The 21655-nt window shown below is 63.2% G+C and carries 20 protein-coding genes; 15 read left to right on the top strand and 5 right to left on the bottom strand.

Going from position 1 to position 21655, the window contains the following annotated elements:
* Positions 1–85: 85 nt before the first annotated feature.
* The 6 genes from FIU85_RS15335 (at position 86) to rplA (ending at position 4878) form a co-directional block, all read left to right on the top strand.
* Positions 86–934 carry a hypothetical protein gene (locus tag FIU85_RS15335; protein WP_152497519.1) on the top strand — a complete coding sequence of 283 codons (849 nt, stop codon included), beginning with the start codon at positions 86–88 and terminating at the stop codon, positions 932–934.
* A 129-nt stretch (positions 935–1063) separates the two neighbouring features.
* Complete coding sequence (gene secE / locus FIU85_RS15340; protein ID WP_152493593.1) at positions 1064–1261, top strand: preprotein translocase subunit SecE; 198 nt, start codon at positions 1064–1066, stop codon at positions 1259–1261.
* A 191-nt stretch (positions 1262–1452) separates the two neighbouring features.
* A complete protein-coding gene (gene nusG, locus FIU85_RS15345; protein WP_152473758.1) occupies positions 1453–1986 on the top strand; it encodes a transcription termination/antitermination protein NusG in 534 nt (177 codons plus the stop codon).
* A gap of 103 nt (positions 1987–2089) precedes the next feature.
* Complete coding sequence (locus FIU85_RS15350; RefSeq protein WP_152497520.1) at positions 2090–3565, top strand: tetratricopeptide repeat protein; 1476 nt, start codon at positions 2090–2092, stop codon at positions 3563–3565.
* 187 nt (positions 3566–3752) lie between these two features.
* Positions 3753–4178 carry a 50S ribosomal protein L11 gene (gene rplK, locus FIU85_RS15355; RefSeq protein WP_152493591.1) on the top strand — a complete coding sequence of 142 codons (426 nt, stop codon included), beginning with the start codon at positions 3753–3755 and terminating at the stop codon, positions 4176–4178.
* Between the two features lies 1 nt (position 4179).
* A complete protein-coding gene (rplA, locus tag FIU85_RS15360; RefSeq protein ID WP_152493590.1) occupies positions 4180–4878 on the top strand; it encodes a 50S ribosomal protein L1 in 699 nt (232 codons plus the stop codon).
* Between the two features lie 78 nt (positions 4879–4956).
* Here the strand turns inward: rplA and FIU85_RS15365 are convergent, their stop codons facing one another.
* Positions 4957–5685 (bottom strand): NAD(P)H-dependent oxidoreductase, encoded by a 729-nt coding sequence (locus FIU85_RS15365; RefSeq protein ID WP_152497521.1) that lies wholly within the window; start codon positions 5683–5685, stop codon positions 4957–4959.
* A gap of 439 nt (positions 5686–6124) precedes the next feature.
* On the opposite strand from FIU85_RS15365, the gene rplJ reads away from it, so the two are divergent.
* The 7 genes from rplJ to FIU85_RS22530 all read left to right on the top strand — a co-directional run bounded on the left by rplJ (position 6125) and on the right by FIU85_RS22530 (position 18288).
* Positions 6125–6643 (top strand): 50S ribosomal protein L10, encoded by a 519-nt coding sequence (rplJ, locus tag FIU85_RS15370; RefSeq protein WP_152473763.1) that lies wholly within the window; start codon positions 6125–6127, stop codon positions 6641–6643.
* Positions 6644–6716: 73 nt separating this feature from the next.
* Positions 6717–7097, top strand: a complete 381-nt coding sequence (gene rplL / locus FIU85_RS15375; protein WP_057796840.1) for a 50S ribosomal protein L7/L12 — start codon at positions 6717–6719, stop codon at positions 7095–7097.
* Positions 7098–7423: 326 nt separating this feature from the next.
* The gene (gene rpoB, locus FIU85_RS15380) at positions 7424–11590 is read left to right on the top strand and encodes a DNA-directed RNA polymerase subunit beta (RefSeq protein WP_152497522.1); all 4167 of its coding nucleotides are present in this window, start codon (positions 7424–7426) and stop codon (positions 11588–11590) included.
* Positions 11591–11682: 92 nt separating this feature from the next.
* Positions 11683–15924: a DNA-directed RNA polymerase subunit beta' gene (gene rpoC, locus FIU85_RS15385; RefSeq protein WP_152497523.1), complete on the top strand. Its 4242-nt coding sequence runs from the start codon at positions 11683–11685 to the stop codon at positions 15922–15924.
* A gap of 127 nt (positions 15925–16051) precedes the next feature.
* Positions 16052–17485: an amidase gene (locus FIU85_RS15390; RefSeq protein WP_172978895.1), complete on the top strand. Its 1434-nt coding sequence runs from the start codon at positions 16052–16054 to the stop codon at positions 17483–17485.
* Positions 17482–17979, top strand: coding sequence for a L,D-transpeptidase (locus FIU85_RS15395; RefSeq protein ID WP_152497525.1), 498 nt, complete (start codon positions 17482–17484; stop codon positions 17977–17979). The genes FIU85_RS15390 and FIU85_RS15395 overlap by 4 nt, the downstream gene beginning before the upstream one ends.
* 180 nt (positions 17980–18159) lie before the next feature.
* The gene (locus FIU85_RS22530) at positions 18160–18288 is read left to right on the top strand and encodes a hypothetical protein (protein ID WP_302849151.1); all 129 of its coding nucleotides are present in this window, start codon (positions 18160–18162) and stop codon (positions 18286–18288) included.
* Here the strand turns inward: FIU85_RS22530 and FIU85_RS22070 are convergent.
* The 3 genes from FIU85_RS22070 to FIU85_RS15405 all read right to left on the bottom strand — a co-directional run bounded on the left by FIU85_RS22070 (position 18285) and on the right by FIU85_RS15405 (position 19587).
* Positions 18285–18425, bottom strand: coding sequence for a hypothetical protein (locus FIU85_RS22070; RefSeq protein ID WP_172978896.1), 141 nt, complete (start codon positions 18423–18425; stop codon positions 18285–18287). The two genes, FIU85_RS22530 and FIU85_RS22070, sit on opposite strands and share 4 nt — an antisense overlap.
* A 50-nt stretch (positions 18426–18475) precedes the next feature.
* Positions 18476–18865, bottom strand: a complete 390-nt coding sequence (locus tag FIU85_RS15400) for a phospholipid-binding protein (RefSeq protein WP_152493584.1) — start codon at positions 18863–18865, stop codon at positions 18476–18478.
* A 68-nt stretch (positions 18866–18933) separates the two neighbouring features.
* Positions 18934–19587: a YggS family pyridoxal phosphate-dependent enzyme gene (locus tag FIU85_RS15405; protein ID WP_152497526.1), complete on the bottom strand. Its 654-nt coding sequence runs from the start codon at positions 19585–19587 to the stop codon at positions 18934–18936.
* 173 nt (positions 19588–19760) lie between these two features.
* On the opposite strand from FIU85_RS15405, the gene FIU85_RS15410 reads away from it, so the two are divergent.
* Positions 19761–20249, top strand: coding sequence for a DUF3576 domain-containing protein (locus FIU85_RS15410; protein ID WP_152497527.1), 489 nt, complete (start codon positions 19761–19763; stop codon positions 20247–20249).
* Positions 20250–20272: 23 nt separating this feature from the next.
* Here the strand turns inward: FIU85_RS15410 and FIU85_RS15415 are convergent, their stop codons facing one another.
* A complete protein-coding gene (locus FIU85_RS15415) occupies positions 20273–21520 on the bottom strand; it encodes a glycosyltransferase (RefSeq protein WP_152497528.1) in 1248 nt (415 codons plus the stop codon).
* On the opposite strand from FIU85_RS15415, the gene FIU85_RS22075 reads away from it, so the two are divergent.
* Positions 21473–21637 (top strand): hypothetical protein, encoded by a 165-nt coding sequence (locus tag FIU85_RS22075; RefSeq protein ID WP_172977969.1) that lies wholly within the window; start codon positions 21473–21475, stop codon positions 21635–21637. The genes FIU85_RS15415 and FIU85_RS22075 overlap by 48 nt on opposite strands.
* Positions 21638–21655: the final 18 nt, after the last annotated feature.

Genomic DNA, 21655 nt, shown 5'->3' on the forward strand with positions numbered 1-21655 from the left:
TCACCATGAATCGCGCTTGGCGCCCTGCAAGGGGACGCCAGGCCGATCACCGCGTGGGGGCGTGGAACCGTGAATGAGTGCTGCCATGACCATGACAGATATGCGCCGTCCGGCGCTTCGGAACGATCTCTACATCCGTAGCGAAGAACTGACCGGGACGCCTGCCGACCAGATGACCGAAGGCCAGACCGTCGAAAGCGATGCCGACGAACTTGTCCGGCAACTTCTGCTGGAGGAAAAGCGCCGGACCATCCCAGAGCGCCTGCCGCAGATCGCGCCGCAGGAAGAGGTGCTGACCTACGACCCGGTATCGCCGGAGGACCGCAAGCAGAGTGCCCAGCAATCCATTGCACAGATCCTGAAGGCGGAACGGGCGCCGACGGCCCGGCCGACCGGGGCCGGTCGGGCGAGGCCGCGCCTTCCCGCGCTGAGCCTGCCGCAGCTGCGGATGCCGCAGATGCGTCGCATGACGGCGCGATCCGCCAAGAACACGGGCGTTGCCCCCACGGCTTCGGGTGCCATACACCGAAGGCTGCGCTTGCCCCGGTGGCTGCGTTCGTATCGCCCGACGCGCAAGCATGTCGCCTGGGCCGTTGTGGCGGGGCTGGTGCTCTATCGTCCTCTGATGGTGCCGCTGGTGGCGTTGCTGCTGGTCTGGCTGGTGCTGATTGCCTATCTGACATTGGGGCCCGATCGGTGGGGCGAGATCTTGGGCGGGGCATGGCAGCGCCTGCACGCCCGCAAACCGGAACTGGCCGAGAGGATCCGCCAACGCGCCGATCGGTTCGCCGAACGGTTCGATCGGGTGCTGGACCGCTTGCCGGAGGCGTGGGCCGACCGGCTGGCGTTGCCGGATTTTTCGGCCAGCGCGACCACCGACGCGGAAAAGCCCGATCCGTTCGACCGGCTGGCCGCCGAGGCGCGCGAGACCTGACGCGCCGCGTGAGGAACCCGCGCCACATGAGGCCGACCGAAATCGCCCGTGGCTGCCTCGGCCCTTGAATTCCTTTATTTCGCGGCGTATGTGCCGCGGACAGGTTCAAACCACGAGAGTGTCGCACCCATGGCTGTTACAAACCCGCTTCAGTTCATTCAGCAGGTCCGCGCGGAAATTGCCAAGGTTGTCTGGCCGACCCGGCGTGAGGTTCTGTTGACCACGGTCATGGTGTTCATCATGGCGGCACTGACGGCGGTGTTCTTTGCGCTGGTCGACCTTGCGATCCGCAGCGGCCTGGAAGGCTTGCTTGGCCTCTTCGGCTAAGGGTTGCAAATTTTGCCCCTTGAGCCTTGAAATCAAGGGCAAAGGGCGGTAGGTGACCCGACACTTCCAGCAGCGCGCGGCGATTCGAGCCCGCGCGCTGATTTGTTTCTGGAAGGTGGTTTGGGCTGCAAAAGCCCTGCGGAACATGAATTTCACGGGCAGGGCCCGGGCAAAGAGGGATGGTGCTCAGCATGGCGAAACGGTGGTATTCGGTCAGCGTTCTTTCCAATTTCGAGAAGAAGATCGCAGAGCAGATCCGGCAATCCGTGGCCGAACAGGGCCTTGAAGAAGATATCGACGAGGTTCTGGTGCCGACCGAAGAGGTCATCGAGGTGCGCCGGGGCAAGAAGGTGACCGCCGAGCGGCGTTTCATGCCCGGTTACGTGCTGGTGCACATGGAAATGTCGGACCAGGGCTATCACCTGATCAACTCGATCAACCGCGTCACCGGGTTCCTGGGGCCGCAGGGGCGTCCGATGCCGATGCGCGACGCCGAGGTGAACCAGATCCTGAACCGCGTGCAGGAGGGCGAGGACGCGCCGAAACTGCTTGTCAGCTTCGAGGTGGGCGAGAAGGTCAAGGTCAACGACGGCCCGTTCGAGGATTTCGATGGCATGGTCGAGGAAGTGGACGACGACAACCAGCGCCTGAAGGTGACGGTGTCGATCTTCGGCCGCGAGACGCCGGTGGAGCTGGAATTCACCCAGGTGACCAAGCAGGGCTGATGCGGGCCCTGACCGGACAGACGATTTTGCGGCCGTGCATATTGCGCGGCCGTTTTCGTTGGGGGAGACTGGACGCGGTTCTGACCTGCCCGGAGACACCTGCATGACACCGCTTCGACTGTGGTCGATACCCATCGCGGCCCTGCTTTGGAGCCCGGACGCGGCAGAGGCGCGGATGAGCGCGACGGAGCGGCAACTGGCGGTCTTCGACTGCCAGTCGGGCGACGAGGCGGCCTGTGCCGCGCTGGTGGCCAGCTATCCGCATTACAATGATGCCGGCATGGTGTCCGGGACATACGAGCGCCACTACGCCGCCGCGCTGGCGGAGGCCTCCGCGGGATGCGACGCGGGCGGGCAGGAGGCGTGCACCGACTATGCGTCGCTGGTGCATGTGCGGGAGGGCACGGATGCGCCCGAAGTTTACGCGCTGTGGGCGGAAGGATGCGACGCGGGCGACGGGTTTGCCTGCGCCTTGCTGTCGGACCTGAACTTTTCCCTGATTGGGTTTGCCGGGACGTCCTACGAGGCGTTTTACGCCGAGCAGGCGGAGGCGTGCGCGACAGGCAACGTGACGGCCTGCATATCGCAGTCGCGCTTGAATGTGCTGGTGCCGCAGGCGGTGCCGGACCGGGCGATCTGGTTCGACCAGCTGCGCCGGCTGTGCGATGAGGAAGACGCGGCGCGGGCCTGTGCGCTGATGTCCTACATCCAGAGCCACGCCGGCGCCGAGGAGTATGCCGTGTTCGACCCCGGCTTTCTGGACGAGGTGGAAAACAAGCAGCGCTATGCGCTTTGGGATGCCGAGAAAGCCTGTGGGCTTGGTAACCCGGTGGGGTGTTACAATGCCGGGTTGGCCCATGACGAGGGGCAGGCCGTCAATGAGAACTGGAAGCGCGCCCAAGAGTATTACGTGCGGGCCTGTCGCGGCGGGTTCCGCTACGGGTGCGACGAGATCAACCGCGAGACCTACTGGCGGCCGACGGATAACCTGCTGGCCATGAAGAAGGCCTGCGAGGCGGGGGATTTCAGCGCGTGTCATTATTACGCCGTACACGCGTTTGCGCCGATCACGACCGCACCGCGCACCGAAGAGGACAAGGCGCGGATGGCGGCCTTTGCGCAAGACCTCGAACGCATCTGCAAGGACGGATGGGTGCGGGCCTGCGCCGACCTTGGGACGCTGTCACGGGCGATGGGTGATCTGGTGAAAGCCGAGCGCTTTGCCACCGCCGCCTGCGCCCTGTCGGAAGGGATGGGATGCCTCGTGGTGGGCAACCTGCTGAAGCTTGATCGCGGCACGGAGGCGGCGCTGAAGCAGGCGGTCGGCTATCATCGGATGGGGTGCGAGTTACGGGTCTGGACGGCCTGCAACAATCTTGGCGACTCGTACCAGCATGGGCGCGGTGTCGCAGCGGATCCGGGTCAGGCGGCGCGGTACTTCGTGATCGCGTGCAGCAACGAGGTCGCGCTTGGCTGCCGCAACATGGCGCAGTTGAAGAAGGCCACGGCGCCGGAAGAGGCGGCCGACTATCGTGAACAGTCTTGCGCTCTGGACGCGCAGTATTGCCGCCAAGAATAGGCCCGCAGGCCAGGCGGGGGCTTGCCAAACGCCAATGGAGGGTGTACGCGGCGCCCTCGTACCTTTGCCCGGACCGGGCCGGGGTGCGTTCCATGTGGGAGGCGCGGCGGTCGCGACCGCTCAGACCTGACCACATCAACATAGGCCGAGGGACGCGTCCCGAGGCTGTTTGAAAAGGAGAAGGCCAATGGCCAAGAAACTTGCCGGCACCATGAAGCTTCAGGTGCCCGCCGGACAAGCGAACCCGTCCCCGCCGGTTGGTCCGGCCCTGGGTCAGCGCGGCATCAACATCATGGAATTCTGCAAGGCGTTCAACGCCAAGACGCAGGAGATGGAGCCCGGTGCACCGTGCCCGACCGTGATCACCTACTATCAGGACAAGTCCTTTGAAATGGACATCAAGACGCCGCCGGCGTCCTATTACCTGAAAAAGGCTGCCAAGCTGAAATCGGGTTCCAAGACCCCGGGCCGCGAAAGCGTCGCCACGGTGAGCCCCAAGCAGCTGCGCGAGATCGCGGAAGCCAAGTGGAAAGACCTGAACGCAACCGACGTCGAAGCCGCGATGAAGATCATCGCCGGTTCCGCGCGGTCCATGGGCATCGAGGTGAAATAAGATGGCGAAACTTGGAAAACGTACCCGCGCCGCCCGCGAAGCATTCGCCGACAAGCACAACGTGACCGTCGAAGAGGCTGTCGCAATGGTCAAGAACCACGCCAGCGCGAAATTCGACGAGACCGTCGAGATTGCCGTGAACCTGGGCGTGAACCCGCGTCACGCCGACCAGATGGTCCGTGGCGTCGTCGGCCTGCCCAACGGCACCGGCAAGGACGTGCGCGTTGCCGTCTTCGCCCGTGGCGCGAAGGCGGACGAGGCACAGGAAGCCGGGGCCGATATCGTTGGTGCCGAAGACCTGATGGAAACCATCCAGGGCGGCGAGATCAATTTCGACCGCTGCATCGCGACCCCGGACATGATGCCCATCGTGGGCCGTCTGGGCAAGGTGCTGGGCCCGCGCAACCTGATGCCGAACCCCAAGGTCGGCACGGTGACGATGGACGTGGCCGACGCCGTCAAGGCCGCCAAGGGCGGTGAAGTGCAGTTCAAGGTCGAAAAGGCCGGCGTGGTGCACGCAGGCATCGGCAAGGCGTCCTTCGACGAAGGCAAGCTGGTAGAGAACGTCCGCGCCTTCATCGACGCCGTTCAAAAGGCGAAGCCCGCCGGGGCGAAAGGCACCTACATGAAGAAGGTGGCGCTGAGCTCGACCATGGGCCCGGGCGTCAGCATCGCGATCGAAAGCGCTGTGACCGAGTAAGCCGGTTCCGCATCGAGATTGAAAAGGCCCCCGGCATGATCGGGGGCCTTTTTCGTTGTGCCGGTTGCGTGGCGCGTGTCACGCGCGGGCTGCGGCACCGCCCTCGTCCCAGTCGTCCCAGCCGGGAAAGTGCAGCGGTGTGTCGCTGTCGAGGTTCGACAGGCGCTTGCCCCAGGCGTCGAGATTGTCCCGGAGCCGTGCTTCCAGGCTGTCGCGACCCTCGTAGCTGTAGCCATGCCCTTGCACCCCGTAGGAAATGAAGGGCGGCAGAACGGTAAAGCCCATGTAGTGCAGCGAGTATTGCACCGGCCACAGCATCACGTCGAAATCGCCGCCCCGGCTGTCGGGGCCGAAAGCCTGTTCGGGCGCGCCGGTGGTGACCGAGACCATCGCGCGCTTGTCCCGGAAATAGCCGGCGTCGTAGCGCATCCGGCTGGTGTAAAGCCCGCCGCTCATGAAGACGCGGTCCATCCAGCCTTTCAGGACGGCCGGGGGACCATGCCACCACAGCGGAAATTGAAGGATGAGAAGGTCGGCGCTCTCGAGCCGGCCGATTTCGGTGGCGACGTCGCCGGGCACGGTGCCGGTCTTCCAGGCGTTGCGCTGCTCGTTGAGCGCGGCGAAGGCGTCGGCATCCGCGCGGTCGGTATAGTGCGCCGCGCGCTCGACCGGGTCGAAGCCTTCCGCACAGAGGTCACTGATCGACACGGTGCCGCCCGAACGCGCCAGTGCCTGCTGTGCCGTGTCGGTCAGCGCACCGTTGTAGGAGGTCGGCTCGGGGTGGGCGTGGACGATATGGGTGTGCATCGGAAGGTCTCCAGTTCGGGGAATGCTCCTGGGTCAGAGCTAGGCACGGGGCGCGCGCAGGTCCAGACTTGCGGAAAGACCGGCGTCGTGGCAGACTGCGCAGTATCACGCGTCGGGCCGGTCGTCGGCCCGCGCGTTATCGCTTGTTGTGGCAGGCGATGAAATTCCCCCTTGGCATTTGCCGCCATGCGGCATACACCCGGCGTTGCGCGTATGGCTCGATTCGTCGGGCCATTTGTGTTTCGTCCGAGACGGTGGGTGGCCGGGATATGCCGGTCATAAATCCTGCCCGAGACGGGAAAGACCAGAATTCTCGAGGTTCTCCTTGGTATCAAGGCGTGCCCCGACTGGCTCAGCCCCGTTAGCGGACCCTTTGCCGGGTCGTTCAGTGGCCCGGTGGTACTGAGCCGGGGGACACCCCCAAATTTGGAGTGAAACTGTGGATAGAGCCCAGAAAGAGAAAGTGGTCGACGAACTCGGCCAGATCTTCGAAAGCTCTGGCGTCGTTGTGGTTGCCCACTACGAAGGCCTTACAGTTGCGGAGATGCAAGACCTGCGCGCCCGTGCGCGCGAGGCCGAAGCATCCGTTCGCGTTGCCAAGAACAGGCTCGCAAAGATCGCCCTTGAGGGCAAGCCATGCGCAAGCATTGCGGATTACCTCTCGGGCATGACCGTGCTCACCTTTTCCGAAGACCCCGTGGCAGCAGCCAAGGTCGCGGAAGGTTTCGCCAAGGACAACAAGAAGTTTGAAATCCTTGGTGGTGCAATGGGTGAGACGGCCCTGGACCGGGCCGGTGTCGAAGCCACGTCGAAACTGCCGTCGCGCGAGGAGCTTATCTCCACCATCGCCGGCATGATTGGCGCACCCGCTTCGAACATCGCCGGTGCGATCGGCGCACCTGCAAGCAACATCGCGAGCATCCTTTCGACCATCGAAGAGAAGGCGGAAGCAGCGTAAGCAACTGCAAGTCCTGCGTATCGGGTTGCAATACCGACGTTGGAACACATCTTAGAACGGAAAGAGCTGAAAAATGGCTGATCTGAAAAAACTTGCTGAAGAGATCGTTGGTCTGACGCTTCTCGAAGCACAAGAACTGAAAACCATCCTGAAAGACGAGTACGGCATCGAGCCCGCAGCCGGCGGCGCGGTCATGATGGCGGGCCCTGCTGGCGGCGACGCTGGCGAGGCGGCTGAAGAGCAAACCGAATTCGACGTCATCCTGAAGTCGGCCGGTGCCTCCAAGATCAACGTGATCAAGGAAGTCCGCGCGATCACCGGCCTGGGCCTGAAAGAAGCCAAGGACCTGGTCGAAGCCGGTGGCAAAGCCGTCAAGGAGCAGGTCTCCAAGGACGAAGCCGACGAGATCAAGGGCAAGCTGGAAGCAGCTGGCGCCGAAGTCGAACTCAAGTGATCCCGGCGTCGGCGGGATCATCCCGGACGTGATCCGGGATCTCTCGCCGATGTGACGATGTCCCGGATCGAATCCGGGGCGGGATCGTATGAAAACAGGCTGGACCGGGCAAAATCCCGGTCCAGCCGAACCTGTCTCAGAGAGGGCCTTGCGCCGCGTGGCGGTTTTTGCGGGCCGAGACCCTCTCTCAGGCGAGGTTCAACGATCGGGTGGTCCCTTGTGGGATTGGGACCAAGAATGGATCGTTCCCCGCCTCTCTCGGGTGGCTCTGCCGCTGTGGCCCGACAGCGTGCAGGACCGGTGAGAAATGAAAGGTGACTTGTCACATGGCGCAAAGCTTTCTTGGCCAGAAACGTCTTCGTAAATATTACGGCAAAATCCGCGAAGTCCTGGAGATGCCGAACCTGATCGAGGTGCAGAAATCCTCGTATGATCTTTTCCTGAAATCCGGCGACCAGCCCGAGCCCATGGACGGCGAGGGCATCAAAGGTGTCTTCCAGTCGGTGTTCCCGATCAAGGATTTCAACGAGACCGCCGTTCTCGAATTCGTCGATTACGAGCTGGAGAAGCCGAAATACGACGTCGAGGAATGTATGCAGCGCGACATGACGTACAGCGCACCGCTGAAGGTGACGCTGCGGCTGATCGTGTTCGACGTGGACGAAGACACCGGCGCCAAGTCCGTGAAGGACATCAAGGAGCAGGACGTATTCATGGGCGACATGCCCCTGATGACGCCCAACGGCACCTTCGTGGTGAACGGCACCGAGCGCGTGATCGTGTCCCAGATGCACCGGTCGCCCGGCGTGTTCTTCGACCATGACAAGGGCAAGACGCACTCGTCCGGCAAACTGCTGTTCGCCTGCCGCATCATTCCCTATCGCGGCAGCTGGCTGGACTTCGAGTTCGACGCCAAGGACATCGTTTTCGCCCGGATCGACCGCCGCCGCAAACTGCCTGTGACCACGCTCCTCTATGCGCTGGGTCTGGACCAGGAAGACATCATGACGGCCTATTACGATACGGTCGACTACAAGCTGAAGAAGAAAAAGGGCTGGGCCACCAAGTTCTTCCCCGAGCGCGTGCGCGGCACGCGCCCGACCTATGACCTTGTCGACGCCAAGTCCGGCGAGGTGATTGCCGAGGCGGGCAAGAAGGTCACGCCGCGCGCGGTCAAGAAGCTGATCGACGAGGGCGAAGTCACCGAACTGCTGCTGCCCTACGAGCAGATCGCGGGCAAGTTCGTGGCGCGCGACATCATCAACGAGGAAACCGGCGCGATCTATGTCGAGGCCGGCGACGAGCTGACAATCGAGCGCGACAAGGATGGCGAGATCATCGGCGGCACCGTGCAGGAGCTGATCGAGGCCGGGATCACCGATATCCCGGTGCTGGACATCGACAACATCAATGTCGGTCCGTACATGCGCAACACCATGGCGAACGACAAGAACATGAACCGCGAAACCGCGCTCATGGATATCTACCGCGTCATGCGCCCGGGCGAGCCGCCCACCGAGGAGGCCGCGAGTGCTCTCTTCGACACGTTGTTCTTTGACTCCGAGCGCTATGACCTGAGCGCCGTGGGCCGGGTGAAGATGAACATGCGTCTGAACCTCGACAAGCCGGACACGCAGCGCACGCTGGATCGCGAGGATATCGTGGCCTGCGTCAAGGCGCTGGTGGAACTGCGCGACGGCAAGGGCGATATCGACGATATCGACCACCTCGGGAACCGCCGGGTCCGCTCGGTCGGTGAACTGATGGAAAACCAGTACCGCGTCGGCCTGCTGCGGATGGAGCGCGCGATCAAGGAACGCATGTCGTCGGTCGAGATCGACACGGTGATGCCGCAGGACCTGATCAATGCGAAACCGGCTGCCGCCGCCGTGCGCGAGTTCTTCGGTTCGTCGCAGCTGAGCCAGTTCATGGACCAGACCAACCCGCTGTCGGAAGTGACGCACAAACGCCGCCTGTCGGCGCTTGGACCGGGCGGTCTAACGCGCGAGCGCGCGGGCTTTGAGGTGCGCGACGTTCACCCGACCCACTATGGTCGGATGTGCCCGATCGAGACGCCGGAAGGCCCGAACATCGGTCTGATCAACAGCCTTGCCACGTTTGCGCGGGTCAACAAGTACGGCTTCATCGAAACCCCCTACCGCAAGGTCGAGGGCGGGCAGGTGACCGATGACGTGACCTATATGTCGGCGACCGAGGAAATGCGCCACACCGTGGCGCAGGCCAACGCGACACTGGATGACAGCGGCAAGTTCGTCAATGAGATGGTCAACACACGGCAATCCGGCGAATACATGCTGGCCCCGGTGGATCATGTGGACCTGATCGACGTCAGCCCCAAACAGCTGGTGTCGGTTGCGGCGTCGCTGATCCCGTTCCTGGAAAACGACGACGCCAACCGTGCGCTGATGGGCTCGAACATGCAACGGCAGGCGGTTCCGACGCTGCGCTCCGAGGCGCCGCTGGTCGGCACCGGGATCGAGGGCGTCGTGGCCCGCGACTCGGGCGCGTCTGTTCTGGCGCGCCGGGCCGGTGTCATCGACCAGGTCGACGCCAGCCGGATCGTGATCCGGGCGACAGAAGATCTGGAGATCGGCGACCCGGGCGTGGACATCTACCGGATGCGCAAGTTCCAGCGCTCGAACCAGAACACCTGTATCAACCAGCAGCCGCTGGTGAAGGTGGGCGACACGGTGCAGAAAGGCGAGGTTATCGCCGACGGCCCGTCGACCGATCTGGGCGAACTGGCTCTGGGCAAGAACGTGCTGGTCGCGTTCATGCCGTGGAACGGCTACAACTTCGAGGACTCGATCCTGATCTCCGAGCGGATCGCACGGGATGACGTGTTCACTTCGATCCATATCGAGGAATTCGAGGTTGCTGCCCGCGACACCAAGCTGGGACCGGAAGAGATCACCCGCGATATCCCGAACGTCGGCGAGGAAGCCCTGCGCAACCTCGACGAGGCGGGCATCGTCTATATTGGCGCCGACGTGGAGCCGGGCGATATCCTCGTGGGTAAGATCACGCCGAAGGGCGAAAGCCCGATGACGCCGGAGGAAAAACTGCTTCGCGCCATCTTTGGTGAGAAAGCGTCGGACGTGCGCGACACCTCGCTGCGCGTGAAGCCGGGCGACTACGGCACGGTCGTGGAAGTGCGCGTGTTCAACCGTCACGGTGTCGAAAAAGACGAGCGTGCGCTGCAGATCGAGCGGGAAGAGGTCGAGCGCTTGGCGCGCGACCGCGACGACGAGCTGGCGATCCTGGATCGCAACATCTACGCCCGTCTGAAATCGCTGATCCTCGGCAAGACCGCCGTGAAAGGCCCCAAAGGCGTCAAGGCGAACTCGGAAATCACCGAGGAACTGCTGGAAACGCTGAGCCGTGGCCAATGGTGGCAGCTTGCGCTCAAGGACGAAAAGGACGCGCAGATCGTCGAAGCCCTGAACGAGCAGTACGAGGCGCAGAAACGCACCTTGGATGCCCGTTTTGAGGACAAGGTCGAGAAGGTGCGCCGTGGCGACGACCTGCCGCCGGGTGTGATGAAGATGGTCAAAGTCTTTATTGCCGTGAAGCGCAAGCTTCAGCCGGGCGATAAGATGGCCGGGCGTCACGGCAACAAAGGTGTGATTTCCAAGGTTGTGCCGATGGAAGACATGCCGTTCCTGTCGGACGGCACGCCGGTCGACTTCTGCCTCAACCCGCTGGGCGTGCCCAGCCGGATGAACGTCGGTCAGATCCTTGAAACCCACATGGGCTGGGCCGCGCGCGGCCTTGGCATCAAAATCGACGAGGCGCTTCAGGATTATCGCCGCACCGGCGACCTGACCCCTGTGCGCGAGGCGATGCACCACGCCTATGGCGACGATGTCTACGACGAGGGCATCGCCAACATGGACGAGGCGGCGCTGATCGAGGCGGCGGGCAACGTGACGCGCGGTGTTCCGATCGCGACGCCGGTCTTTGACGGCGCGAAGGAGCCTGACGTCAACGACGCGCTGAAGCGGGCCGGGTTCGACGAAAGTGGCCAGTCGGTCCTGTTCGACGGGCGTACGGGCGAGCAGTTTGCGCGTCCTGTAACGGTGGGCGTCAAGTACCTGCTGAAGCTGCACCACCTGGTGGACGACAAGATCCACGCGCGCTCGACCGGGCCGTACAGCCTTGTGACCCAGCAACCGCTGGGCGGCAAGGCGCAGTTCGGTGGCCAGCGCTTCGGGGAAATGGAGGTCTGGGCGCTGGAAGCGTACGGCGCCGCCTACACCCTGCAGGAGATGCTGACCGTCAAGTCGGACGACGTTGCAGGCCGGACCAAGGTCTATGAGTCGATCGTCAAGGGCGAGGACAACTTCGAGGCCGGTGTGCCGGAGAGTTTCAACGTGCTCGTGAAGGAAGTCCGTGGCCTGGGCCTGAATATGGAGCTGTTGGACGCGGAGGATGACGAGGAAGACCCGTCTTCCGACATCGCGGCGGAATAACGTGGGTTGTCACCCACCCTACGGGACAATCGTAGGGTGGGTGGAACCCACGCGCCGCCCCCTCCTACGCTCCTCTTTTTTAGGAATTCGAAATGAACCAAGAACTGACAAACAACCCGTTCAACCCCGCCGCACCGGCGAAGGTGTTCGACGAAATCAAGGTGTCGCTGGCCAGCCCGGAGCGCATCCTGTCTTGGTCGTATGGCGAGATCAAGAAGCCGGAAACCATCAACTACCGCACGTTCAAGCCCGAGCGTGACGGCCTGTTCTGCGCGCGTATCTTCGGCCCGATCAAAGATTACGAATGCCTGTGCGGCAAGTACAAGCGCATGAAGTATCGTGGCGTCGTCTGCGAGAAATGCGGTGTGGAAGTCACGCTGCAAAAGGTCCGCCGCGAGCGGATGGGCCATATCGAACTGGCGGCGCCTTGCGCGCATATCTGGTTCCTGAAGTCGCTGCCCAGCCGCATCGGCCTGATGCTGGACATGACGCTGCGCGATCTGGAACGCGTGCTCTACTTCGAGAACTACGTGGTAATCGAGCCGGGCCTGACGGACCTGACCTATGGCCAGATGCTGACGGAAGAGGAATTCATGGATGCGCAGGACGCGTATGGCATGGATGCCTTCACCGCCAATATCGGCGCCGAGGCGATCCGCGACATGCTGGCGAATATCGACCTTGAATCCGAGGCCGAGAACCTGCGCGCCGACCTGGCCGAGGCCACCGGCGAGCTGAAGCCGAAGAAGATCATCAAGCGTCTGAAAGTGGTCGAGTCCTTTATCGAATCCGGCAACCGCCCGGAATGGATGGTGATGACGGTCATTCCGGTCATTCCTCCGGAACTGCGTCCGCTGGTGCCGCTGGATGGTGGCCGGTTCGCGACGTCGGACCTGAACGATCTTTACCGTCGCGTGATCAACCGGAACAACCGTCTGAAACGCCTGATCGAGCTGCGTGCGCCGGACATCATCGTCCGCAACGAAAAGCGGATGCTGCAAGAATCCGTCGACGCTCTGTTCGACAACGGCCGTCGTGGCCGCGTCATCACCGGCGCCAACAAACGCCCGCTGAAATCGCTCAGTGACATGCTGAAAGGCAAGCAGGGTCGTTTCCGTCAGAACCTTTTGGGCAAGCGCGTCGACTTTTCGGGCCGGTCGGTCATCGTGACCGGGCCGGAGCTGAAGCTGCACCAGTGCGGTCTGCCCAAGAAGATGGCGCTGGAGCTCTTCAAGCCGTTCATCTATTCACGGCTGGAGGCCAAGGGGCTGTCCAGCACCGTGAAGCAGGCCAAAAAGCTGGTCGAGAAGGAGCGCCCCGAAGTCTGGGACATCCTGGACGAGGTTATCCGCGAGCACCCGGTCATGCTGAACCGTGCGCCGACGCTGCACCGTCTGGGCATCCAGGCATTCGAGCCCACGCTGATCGAAGGCAAGGCGATCCAGCTTCACCCGCTGGTCTGTTCGGCCTTCAACGCCGACTTCGACGGTGACCAGATGGCCGTGCACGTGCCGCTGAGCCTTGAGGCACAGCTGGAAGCGCGGGTTCTGATGATGTCGACGAACAACGTTTTGTCGCCCGCCAACGGCGCACCGATCATCGTGCCGTCGCAGGACATGGTCCTGGGTCTCTACTATACCTCGATCATGCGCGAAGGCATGAAGGGCGAAGGCATGAGCTTTGCCTCGGTCGACGAGGTGCAGCACGCGCTGGATTCCGGCGAGGTGCACCTGCACGCCAAGATCACCGCACGCCTGCCGCAGATCGACGAGACCGGGCAGGAGGTGATCCAGCGCTTCGAGACCACGCCGGGCCGGGTGCGTATCGGGGGCTTGCTGCCGATGAACGCCAAGGCGCCGTTCGAACTGGTCAACAAACTGCTGCGCAAGAAGGAAGTGCAGCAGGTCATCGACACCGTCTATCGCTATTGCGGTCAGAAAGAGTCGGTCATCTTCTGTGACCAGATCATGAGCATGGGCTTCAAGGAAGCGTTCCGCGCCGGCATCTCGTTCGGCAAGGATGACATGGTGATCCCTGACAGCAAGTGGGGCATCGTCGAAGAAACCCGTGAGCAGGTCAAAGGTTTCGAGCAGCAGTACATGGACGGCCTGATCACCCAGGGCGAGAAGTACAACAAGGTGGTCGACGCCTGGTCGAAATGCAACGACCAGGTCACGGAGGCGATGATGGGCTCCATCTCGGCCGAGGTGAAGGACGAGAACGGAGCGGTCGCGGAACCCAACAGCGTCTACATGATGGCGCACTCGGGTGCGCGTGGCTCGGTCACGCAGATGAAACAGCTGGGCGGGATGCGCGGCCTGATGGCCAAGCCGAACGGCGACATCATCGAGACGCCGATCATCTCGAACTTCAAGGAAGGCCTGACCGTTCTTGAATACTTCAACTCGACCCACGGCGCCCGGAAGGGTCTGTCGGACACCGCGTTGAAGACGGCGAACTCGGGTTACCTGACCCGCCGTCTGGTGGACGTGGCGCAGGACTGCATCGTGCGCGAGCATGATTGCGGCACCGACCGTGCGATCACTGCGGAACCGGCCGTCAATGACGGCGAGGTCGTGGCGTCGCTGGCCGAGCGTGTGCTGGGCCGTGTCGCCGCCGAGGACATCGTGAACCCGGTGACGGGCGAGGTCATCGTGGCCGAAGGCCAGCTGATCGACGAACGCACCTCGGACGCGATCGATCAGGCCGCGGTGCAGACCGCACGCATCCGCAGCCCGCTGACCTGCGAAGCCGAGGACGGCGTTTGCGCGATGTGCTATGGTCGTGACCTTGCACGCGGCACGATGGTGAACACCGGCGAGGCCGTGGGCATCATCGCGGCGCAGTCGATCGGTGAGCCGGGCACGCAGCTGACGATGCGGACCTTCCACATCGGCGGCGTGGCACAGGGTGGCCAGCAGTCCTTCCTGGAGGCCAGCCAAGGCGGCAAGATCGAGTTCGAGAACGCCCAGACGCTGGAGAACTCCAGCGGCGAGACGCTTGTCATGGGCCGCAACATGAAAGTGTTGATCAAGGGCGAGAAGGATGTCGAGCTGGCCAGCCACAAGGTGGGCTACGGGACCAAGCTGTTCGTCAAGGAAGGCGACAGCGTGGCGCGCGGCGACAAGCTGTTCGAGTGGGATCCGTACACCCTGCCGATCCTGGCCGAGAAGAGCGGTACGGCGAAATTCGTCGATCTGACCGTGGGCGTGTCGGTGCGTGACGTGACCGACGATGCCACCGGCATGACGCAGAAGATCGTGTCCGACTGGCGCGCGGCCCCCAAGGGCAACGAGCTGAAGCCGGAGATCCTGATCGCCGACAAGGATGGCGAGCCGGTCCGCAATGACGCGGGCAACCCGGTGACCTATCCGATGTCCGTGGACGCGATCCTGTCCATCGAGGAAGGGCAGGAAGTGCATGCGGGTGACGTGGTTGCGCGTATTCCGCGTGAAGGCGCCAAGACCAAGGACATCACCGGGGGTCTTCCGCGTGTGGCCGAACTCTTCGAGGCGCGTCGTCCGAAGGATCACGCCATCATCGCCGAGATCGACGGGTACGTTCGTTACGGTCGCGACTACAAGAACAAGCGTCGCATCAGCATCGAGCCCGCCGACGAGTCGATGGAGCCGGTCGAGTACATGGTGCCCAAGGGCAAGCACATTCCGGTTCAGGAAGGTGACTATGTCCAGAAGGGCGACTACATCATGGACGGCAACCCGGCGCCGCATGACATCCTGTCGATCATGGGTGTCGAGGCGCTTGCCGATTACATGATCGACGAGGTCCAGGACGTCTATCGCCTGCAGGGCGTGAAGATCAACGACAAGCACATCGAGGTTGTCGTGCGCCAGATGCTGCAGAAGTGGGAGATCCAGGATTCCGGTGAAACCACGCTTCTGAAGGGCGAGCATGTCGACAAGGCAGAGTTCGACGCGGCCAACGAGAAGGCGATTGCCCGTGGCAAGCGCCCGGCGCAGGGCGAGCCGATCCTTCTGGGGATCACCAAGGCGTCGCTGCAGACCCGCAGCTTCATCTCGGCGGCCTCGTTCCAGGAGACGACGCGGGTCCTGACCGAAGCCTCGGTTCAGGGCAAGCGCGACAAGCTCGTGGGCCTGAAGGAGAACGTCATCGTGGGTCGTCTGATCCCGGCCGGCACCGGCGGTGCCACGCTGAACATGCGCCAGATCGCGCAGCAGCGTGACAACGTGGTGATCGAGGCCCGCCGCGAGGAGGCCGAAGCGGCTGCCGCGCTGGCTGCTCCGGTCGACGACGTGATCGGCGGCGACGAGTTCGACACGCTGGTCGAGACGCCGGAGAGCCGCGAGGACTGATCCCGCGCAAAGGACTTAAGAAAGGCCCCGTCACCGGCGGGGCCTTTTTCATTTGGAGGATGTCTATTGCTTGGTCGGGCTTTCAACCCTCATCGGTTTTCGACATGTTGACCGCATGAGAGTCACCATGTCCGATAATGATCTTTGCTATCTTTCCGCGAGCGATGTCCTGGCCCGGTTCAAGGCGGGTGACCTGTCGCCGGTGGCGTATCTGGAGGCACTGATTGCCCGGACCGAGGCGGTGAACCCGGGCCTGAACGCCTATACGGAAGCCTTTTTCGACGACGCGCTGGACGCGGCGCGCGGAGCCGAAGCCGCTTATGAAAACGGCACGGCCCGGGTGCTTGAGGGTCTGCCGGTGGCGGTGAAGGACGCGCAGCGGGTCGCGGGGCAACGCACCACGCAAGGGTCCTGGTCGATGGGGTACGAGGTCGAAACGCGGTCCGACCCGATGGTCGAGCGTCTGCTGGCGGCCGGCGCAATCATACCGGCGCGCACCACCACGCCGGAGTTCTGCCTTTCCGGCGTCTGCCGGTCGGAGCGGTTCGGGGTGACGCGCAATCCGTTCAATCGCGATTACAGCCCAGGCGGTTCGTCGGGCGGGTCGGCGGCGGCGCTGGCGGCGGGGATGGTGCCGCTGGCCACGGGCACCGATATCGGCGGGTCGATCCGTATTCCGGCCAGTGCCTGCGGGCTGGTGGGCTACAAGCCGCCGCACGGGCGCAACCCGGACGGGCCGCCGGCGAATTTCGACCGCTACAATCATTGCGGTTTCCTGAGCCGGAGCGTGGCGGATTGCGCGCTGGGACAGAACATCGTGTCGGGGCCGCATCAGCGCGACCACGACAGTCTGCGCGAGCGTGTCGTGTTGCCGATGGGTGGCACGGGACGGCCACTGAAGATCGCGTTCTCGATGGACCTTGGATATGTGCCGATCGACGAGGATGTGCAGCGTAACACGTTGGCAGCGCTGGATGTTTTTCGAGGCGCGGGGTGCGAGGTCGTGCCGGTGGACGTCGGATGGGATGTGCGCGTGGACGAGGCGGCGATGCGCTGGTATCTGGCGATGCATTTCGGACGGGCCCCGCTGTGGGCGCTGGAAAAGTACCGCGAGCGGATGACGGACTATGCCATCGCCACGGCGGAGGCGGCGGCAAGGCTGGGCCCGGACGATGTGGCACAAAGCTGGGAGGTGCAGCACGAGATGTATCAGCGGCTGGGCGCGATCCTGGAGGAAGTGGACGTTTTCATATGCCCGACCCTGTCGATGGGCAGCGTGCGGGCGGATCACGACCCGGTCGGGCCGGGATTCACCGTGGCGGGGCGCGAGGTGGACCCTGAATATGGCTGGGTTCTGACACACCAGTTCAACATGCTGCACAATTGTCCCGTGATGTCCGTACCCACGGGGCGCGACCGGCACGGGGTGCCCACGGGGATGCAGATCGTAGGGCCGACATTCGCGGATGAAAGGGTATTCGAGGCGGCTTTTCTCTATGAAAATCAAGCGCCTGAGATGTTCCTTCCCAATGCGGCCATGCCGGAGGGACTTGCGGGATGAGGCCTGGGGATTTGGTGCTGACGCCGATGGGGGTGCGGTTTCGGGGGCGGCGCTTTCCGTGCACGGTCGGGCGTGGCGGGCTGTCGCGGGACAAGCACGAGGGCGATGGCGCGACGCCGGTGGGCACGCATGAAATCGTCGGAATGCTGTACCGGCCTGACCGCATGGCACGGCCCGCGGACTGGGCGGTGCCGATCCGGCCGGGCGACCTGTGGTCGGACGACCTGGGCCACGAGGATTATAACCTCATGGTTTCAAAGCCCTACCCGCACTCGCACGAGGTCCTGCGGCGGGCCGATCCGCTCTATGACCTGGTGATCATTACCGACTGGAACTGGCCGAGGGCAGAGCGCGGCAAGGGGTCTTGCATCTTTCTGCACCGCTGGCGTCGTCCGGGCTATCCCACGGCGGGCTGCGTGGCGTTCCGGCCGGATCACCTGCGCTGGATCGCTGGGAGGATCACCTTGGGGACGCGGCTGATCGTGCCGGGGTGAACGCGTCCAAACGCATATCGGTATCGCGTCGGTATCCGGGTGGCAGCGCGTCGGTGCCGCTGGCGCGGGAATTTCCTTTGAAAGGAAATTGCCAAAAGTCTTAAGACTTTTGGGCGATTGTATATTCGACAAACCCGGCCTTTGAGCTGTAGCGTCCAGCCCACAGCACTGGAGTATCTGATGGGCTTTTGGAAAACCGTTCTCGCCGTCTTCGTCGGCATTCTTCTTTACAATGTCGTCGACAACTTGGTGATCGAGTTTTTCACGGCGAACCCGGACCTTCAGAATGCGATCAGGGGGGGCAGTTAGTCGTCGCAGTCCTTTTCGTCCGGCTTCTGCTTCACAAGCTTCTTTAGTTTCTTCTCAAACCGTTCGTCGTCGTCGTCCGTCTCTAGCTGACGAGCAGCTTCCTTGAACTTGTCGAGTTGTGATTTCTTATCAATCACGAAGTGCGGTCCTCAGGTGCCCACAACGAATTCGACTTTTGGTCCCGGCCTCATTCCGGGTATTTGCGGCGGGCCTTGGCGGTGGCCAGTGTGCTGTTGCCCGACCTGGCCGTCGCGGTCCATTCGTAGGTATGGGTGCCGCCGGGCGGGCAGGGGCTTTTGTATTTGAAGACGCCGAATGGCAGTTTTCCGTCGCGTCCCACCTTTACCGTGCCGCCGCCGTGATTGTAGCTTGGCACGTTCAGGTCCTTCAGCCGGAACTGGATCGTGGTCGTGCCCGCCGGAACCCCGCGCAGGACGAAGGCCGGGCTGCCGACCGTGTTGGGGCGTCCGGAGGTGCAGCGGGGAATGTCGCCCCAGTCGAAGCCGAGGGTGAACTCGGCCGCGGCAACGCCGGCGGACAAGACGAGCGCGACAAGTGCGGTGGATATGAGACGCATTCTGATTCTCCCGGTGCTGTGCTGCAGTCACGGCAAGGTTAGGTCAGCGCCAAGGTTTCACCTAGCGTTTAATCGTGTTCGCGCTCGCCGAAGATGGCGCTGCCGACGCGGACATGGGTGGCGCCAAGCGCGATGGCGCGTTCGAAATCGCCGCTCATGCCCATCGACAGGCCGGACAGGCCGTTGCGCTCTGCGATCTTGGCCAGGAGAGAGAAATGCAGGCTGGCTTCCTCGTACACCGGCGGGATGCACATGAGCCCCTCGATCGTGAGGTCGAGATCACGGCAGTCGGCGACGAAGGCGTCCGCCTCGGAGGGCAGGATGCCGGCTTTCTGGTCTTCCTCGCCGGTGTTGACCTGGATGAAGAGGCCCGGGCAGTGACCTTCTTCCTGCGCGATGCGGGCGATGGTCCTGGCCAGCTTGGGACGGTCGACCGAATGGATCGTATCGAAGAGCTCGAACGCCTGGCGTGTCTTGTTGGTCTGAAGCGGGCCGATGAGATGCAACTCGACGCCGTCATAGCTCTCGCGGAAGCCGGGCCATTTGCCGGCGGCTTCCTGTACGCGGTTCTCGCCGAAGACGCGGTGGCCTTCGTCCAGGACCGCGGTCACGCGCGCGTCCGGCTGAACCTTGGACACGGCAATGAGGCTGACCGATCCGGCGGGACGGCCCGCGTCCTGTTCGGCGGCCGCGATGCGGGTTTTGATGTCGTGCAAACTCATCGTGTCGATCCGATCCTTGATACCTGCAAAGGTAGTGCCACAGGCGCGGCGGGTGCGCAAATCCCGACGCGGTGCGACCACAGTTCGCCCGCATTCGGGTAAGGGTGGGGGAAACAACCTTGCCGAGGTTCTTTTCGTTGGATAATGAGGGGAAAACTGGAACGGGTGGTGGAATGTTCAAATCCCCTTTGAAAAGCGCGGTGGTGCTGTTGGCGAGCATAGGTTTGCTGGCGTCTTGCAGCACGTTCAGAAACGGCAAGCTGAACCCTGATGCGTATAAGGTGGAAGGCGGTCCGAACCAGACACCGACGGCCGCGACCGGGGGCACGAGCCTGTTCGACGCGTTCAAGAACGACGGCTCGGCGGGGATCCGGGTGAACCGCTTTCTCTGGACCGCTTCGCTGGAGGTGCTTGATTTTCTTCCGGTGCAAAGCGCGGACCCGTTCACCGGCGTGATTTCGACCGGCTACGGCAGGCCGCCGGGCGGCGGGCGCGCCTATCGCGCGACCGTCCTGATCAGCGATCCGGCGCTGGATGCGCGGGCGCTGAACGTGGCGCTGCAATCGCAAAGCGGCCCGGTTGCGGCGGGCACGCAACGCGCCATCGAGGACGCGATCCTGAGCCGCGCGCGTCAGCTGCGCACGCAGGCGGAACGGTTCTGACCGGGCCTGCCGCCTGACCGGCGTCAGACCTTCGCACCGTCCATCACGCTGGAAATCCAGTCGAGTTGCCGTGGCAGGCAGATCGTTTGCAGATCGTATTTCTCGCGCATGAGGTCGCGCGCCGCGGCGCCGAGCCTGCGCCGGGCAGGCTCGTCTTCCAAGAGGGCGCAAACTTCGTCGACCAATGCTTCGCCGTCGAAGAAATCGACCAGCCGGCCGGTTTCGTCGTGGCGAATCACCTCGCGCACGGGCGTGGTGTCGCTGGCGACGATCGCCGCGCCGCAGGACATCGATTCCATCAGCGACCAGCTGAGCACGAAGGGGTAGGTCAGGTAGACATGCACGCGGCTGACCTGCAAGAGACGCAGGAACTGGTCGTAGGGGATGCGGCCCAGGAAATGTACCCGGGCCATATCGGCATCCGGGATCTGGTCGCGCACCTCGTCGAGGAAAATCTGTTTCCAGGTCTGCCCCTTGGGCGGGGCGGCGCCATAGCTGACCTCGTCGCCGCCGACGATCAGGATGCGGGCGTTGGGCCGCTCGCGCAGAAGGCGCGGCAGGGCGCGCATGAAGATGTGGTAGCCGCGATAGGGTTCGAGGTTCCTGTTGACGAACGTGATGACCTCGTCGTCCCGGGTGACGTCGACCTGGCCTTTGATCGTCAGCCGGACATCGGGCTTGGGACAGGCGGTGAGCGTGTCGATGCCGTCATGCGAGACGGTGATCTTGTCGCGGAAGTCGGCAGGGAAGGTATCGGCCTGGAACCGCGTGGGGCTTATCCCGGCGTCGGCAAAGGGAAAATGCAGGTGATTGTTGATGTTCTTCATCCGGATGCGCAGCGCCTGAAGTCCACGGTCCGACTTGGCGAATTCGGGGTCGAAGTCGAGGTGCTGGTCATCGGCAAGGTGGTAGAGTTCGCAGTAGATGGCAAGCCGCGCATCGGGCCAGACATCGCGCAGGAACATCGATTCGCCCCAGCCGTGATGCGCCAGGATGAGGTCGGGCGCGTAGCCGTTTTTCTTCATCGTGCGGGCGGCGCGGTAGCAGGCGTCGCCGCGGGTGACCTTGGTGTCGAGATCGACGAGCCACGGGTGCAGGTTCTGTGCCGCGCGTTTGGGCAGAGTGTAGGGGACAACCTGCACGCCGTTCCAGTTGATCGGCTTGTCGACCTTGATCGTCAGGGCCACGCAGTGGTGTCCGCGCGAGGCCAGCAAGGGTGCCAGATGTTTGTATTGGCCGGGAAAATTCTGATGTATGAAGAGGATTTTCATGCAATTGCCTGTGCGTTTTTTCCGGCTTATAGCGGCGGGGCGGAATTTTGCAAAATTCCGCGTCGGAAAATTCGGATTTTCCGGCCCGATTTCTTGCAAGAAATCGGTTACGCCTGATTTTTGCCCGCTGCGCAC

It is taken from the genome of Roseovarius sp. THAF8, assembly GCF_009363735.1.
Lineage (GTDB): Bacteria > Pseudomonadota > Alphaproteobacteria > Rhodobacterales > Rhodobacteraceae > Roseovarius.